Origin of the sequence: Candidatus Nitrotoga fabula (genome assembly GCF_905221025.1) — a bacterium.
Taxonomy (GTDB): domain Bacteria; phylum Pseudomonadota; class Gammaproteobacteria; order Burkholderiales; family Gallionellaceae; genus Nitrotoga; species Nitrotoga fabula.
Genome location: NZ_CAJNBL010000033.1, coordinates 1 through 3,008, shown reverse-complemented (window position 1 = coordinate 3,008; position 3,008 = coordinate 1). Strand labels below are relative to the sequence as shown.

The following is a 3,008-nucleotide window of genomic DNA, read 5'->3' as shown; positions in this document are numbered from 1 at the left end:
GCGATGGGCAAGCGGGTACCAGTCCGGACCTGGTCAAGCTGCGCGATGCGGCCAACGAGCACATGGCCATGTTAGAGAAATCACCAGAGCGGGTGATGAGCTTCTTTCAGGACCCAAGGGTCAAATATGCCGCCGGTTGAGACTTCATGAGGCCGAAGCAATATTCTCTGATCTATCCATCAGGATAGCCGGATCAACACTCTGCAAGCCAGATGCAGAGGCTACCTGACTTGCACGATTCGCATGCTTGGGGGGAGAAATAACATGAAAACCGTAACCATCATCCTGCTTGCTGCAGGAATTTTCATTCTCAGCGGGTGTACCACTCCTGAACCGGACATTGTCTTCCGGCCGGAAATCGATTGGAATGACGCCCCATCCATCACCCGCGCTATACGCGTAGAACAAAATACCCGATTTAAAACAACCATCATCCAGGGACCGAACAGCGCTTCCGGGACCCGTGACACTGCTCTGCTACGTGCCTGGAAATCGGAAGAACAAGGGAACATCACCTATCAAATCTATTTGGTGGATTTTTACGACGGCAACTGGCATGAGTATGACAGGGCCACCGATGCAAACGGGAATCTTCTCAGCGTCAGCCTGTACTCCCGGGACGACAGCTACTGCGACCCAGCAGCCTGCTCACGCTATGAACAACTTGTCATCGAGGTATCCAGAGAATACCTGGAAAAAAACCAGATAGATGGCCTGATTATCAGACTAAGCGGACCCGGCGGGAAAGAGGCATTCTTCCTTTCGCCCGCTTATGTCCAGGCATTTCTGTCTGTTATTTGATAGCGGCAGAGGATCGCCCCAGGTTCAGCATGGATGGAAAACTGAATCTGACGGATAAAAACATTTGTTCGCTCCAACATCTGTTCGCTCCAACATCCCGATTGTCGGACTACACTTGCATTTTCCACACCTGGGAAAACCGCCTATGCACCGCATGTCCCCCATGCATTCTTCCAGCTCAAGGAATTTCAGCAAATTTCATTCTTGCCAGAATGATTCTCGTTTTTCGTAGCAGCCCCGGTGCCTCACGATGCCGATCATAATAACGCGGGTTGGGAACCATGGCGGCAAGTCTGGCAGCCTGCACGGCACTAAGCTTTGCTGCGCTGATATGCCAGTAATGGCGGGCCGCCGCTTCTGCCCCGAATACCCCATTACCCCATTCGACCACATTCAGGTAAATCTCCAGGATACGCCGCTTGGACATCATCGCTTCCAGCATGATTGTGATGATTGCTTCCTCCGCCTTGCGCCATGGGGTACGCTTGGTAGATAAAAATAGGTTTTTGGCCAGCTGCTGGCTAATGGTCGAACCCCCTGCCACCACCCTGCCTTTTTTCAGATTTTTTTCGTACGCATGCTGGATACCATCCCAGTCAAACCCTTCATGATCGATAAATTTCGCGTCCTCGGCGGCAACGACCGCACGTTTCAAATGACTGGATATCTTTGCATAAGGTATCCATTGATGCTGCAACTCAGCGTCCGGATTCCTGCCCTGCATAACCAGCAAACGCTGATCCATGAAGGAGCTGGTCGCAGGATTGTGCTTTACCCACCATGCAATCTGCACCAGAATCCACGCTTGGTATAACAACAAAACGAGCAACAGCCCAAGGACTATGCGCCATTTCCATGACCATAATTTTTTCAAGACAACACCTTGTTTTGGTTCAGGTCAGGCGTAGCCTGGCGATCACTGAAGCAGTATCAGGGCGCACGTTGCGCCACAGAAAAAACGACTCGGCAGCTTGTTCGACGAGCATGCCGATACCATCTGCAAGTCTTGCCGCACCCTGCTCCCTTGCAAATCGAAGAAAAGGGGTCTCTTGCCCATACATCATGTCATAGGCCAGCGCATCCGACGCAAAGATTCCCGTATGGCCTGCATTTTCATGCTGCGGCAGCGGCGGAAGCGAACCCGCAAGGCTGCTGGAGGTCGCATTAATTACACAATCAAATTGCAAACCTGCAAGCGCCTCATAACTACTGCCTCGAATGGAGCCGCGGGCATTAAAAGCCGCAGCTAGCTGATGCGCCTTGTCTTCAGTGCGATTTGCCACAATAAGGATTGATCCCGCATCAAGCAGCGGGGACACCACGCCGTATGCAGCTCCTCCAGCTCCCATCAATAAAACCCGCTTGCCCTGCAATATAAAGCCCAGGTTTCGTTCAATATCGGTTACCAACCCTACGCCATCGGTGTTATCACCCATGATTCCACCGTCATCGAATTTCAGCGTATTGACGGCCTGGGCCGACTGCGCACGCTTTGTCAACTGTGTTGCCAGCTGGAACGCTTCAAACTTGAATGGAACAGTTACATTCAGACCGCGATATCCTGCATCGCACAACGTCTGGACGGTGTCACGAAAGCCGTCCATAGGCGCAAGCACAGCCTCGTAGCTTAAATCCTGCCCAGTCTGGATTGCAAACTGTGTGTGAATAAGCGGAGATTTACTGTGTAAAATCGGGTTGCCAATCACGGCATATCGGTCAGTCATATTAATATTATAGCGTCTTTTAAAATAAGTAATGGGCCCGTTTCCCGACTCTGCCAGTGCCCCGTTTTTAAATTTCACGTACAGGATCCGGCGGGTTCCGGAATAATGCAAGCAGTTTCCCGGACAAAGAACCGTGAAATTTCCCGGTGAGGCATCAATGACAGTTAACGTTGAGCAACACATCTGATTATTCTGGCCGATCAAACAAATCAAGCATTTGCTTTTCTTAGCGACACATCAATTTGCGATATACGACACATCCAATTGCGCTATGGGTTAAGAACGACGCATGAGTTTGCGCTTGAGAGTAAGTTAATTGTTTAAAGTATGTCGAGTAGACTACTATTGATCCGGCCTTATAAAGATTGAACTTTTAAGTATTCGGTGTCTCCAAACGAGCATGGAAAAAGAAGACGCGCGATACCAAACGCTGGAACAGTTGCACGAGAGGCGAAAGCAAGTCATCCGGCTGCACAAAAGGGG

The 3,008-nt window shown here is 50.5% G+C and carries 3 protein-coding genes and 1 pseudogene; 2 read left to right on the top strand and 2 right to left on the bottom strand.

Features of this window, described 5'->3' with window-relative positions:
* Together KJA68_RS07905 and KJA68_RS07900 are read left to right on the top strand one after the other, a co-directional pair.
* Positions 1 to 140, top strand: a pseudogene (locus KJA68_RS07905) (IS630 family transposase); the annotation flags it as partial.
* 124 nt (positions 141 to 264) lie between these two features.
* A complete protein-coding gene (locus KJA68_RS07900; RefSeq protein ID WP_213036399.1) occupies positions 265 to 801 on the top strand; it encodes a YajG family lipoprotein in 537 nt (178 codons plus the stop codon).
* 178 nt (positions 802 to 979) lie between these two features.
* Here KJA68_RS07900 and mtgA read toward each other — a convergent pair whose 3' ends face one another.
* Together mtgA and aroE are read right to left on the bottom strand one after the other, a co-directional pair.
* Positions 980 to 1,675 (bottom strand): monofunctional biosynthetic peptidoglycan transglycosylase, encoded by a 696-nt coding sequence (gene mtgA / locus KJA68_RS07895; protein ID WP_213036398.1) that lies wholly within the window; start codon positions 1,673 to 1,675, stop codon positions 980 to 982.
* Between the two features lie 19 nt (positions 1,676 to 1,694).
* The gene (aroE, locus tag KJA68_RS07890; RefSeq protein WP_213036397.1) at positions 1,695 to 2,525 is read right to left on the bottom strand and encodes a shikimate dehydrogenase; all 831 of its coding nucleotides are present in this window, start codon (positions 2,523 to 2,525) and stop codon (positions 1,695 to 1,697) included.
* Positions 2,526 to 3,008: the final 483 nt, after the last annotated feature.

Coding starts and splice junctions, on each gene's coding strand:
- KJA68_RS07900 (WP_213036399.1), top strand. CDS start 265: ATGAAAACCGTAACCATCATCCTGCTTGCTGCAGGAATTTTCATTCTC.
- aroE (WP_213036397.1), bottom strand. CDS start 2,525: ATGACTGACCGATATGCCGTGATTGGCAACCCGATTTTACACAGTAAA.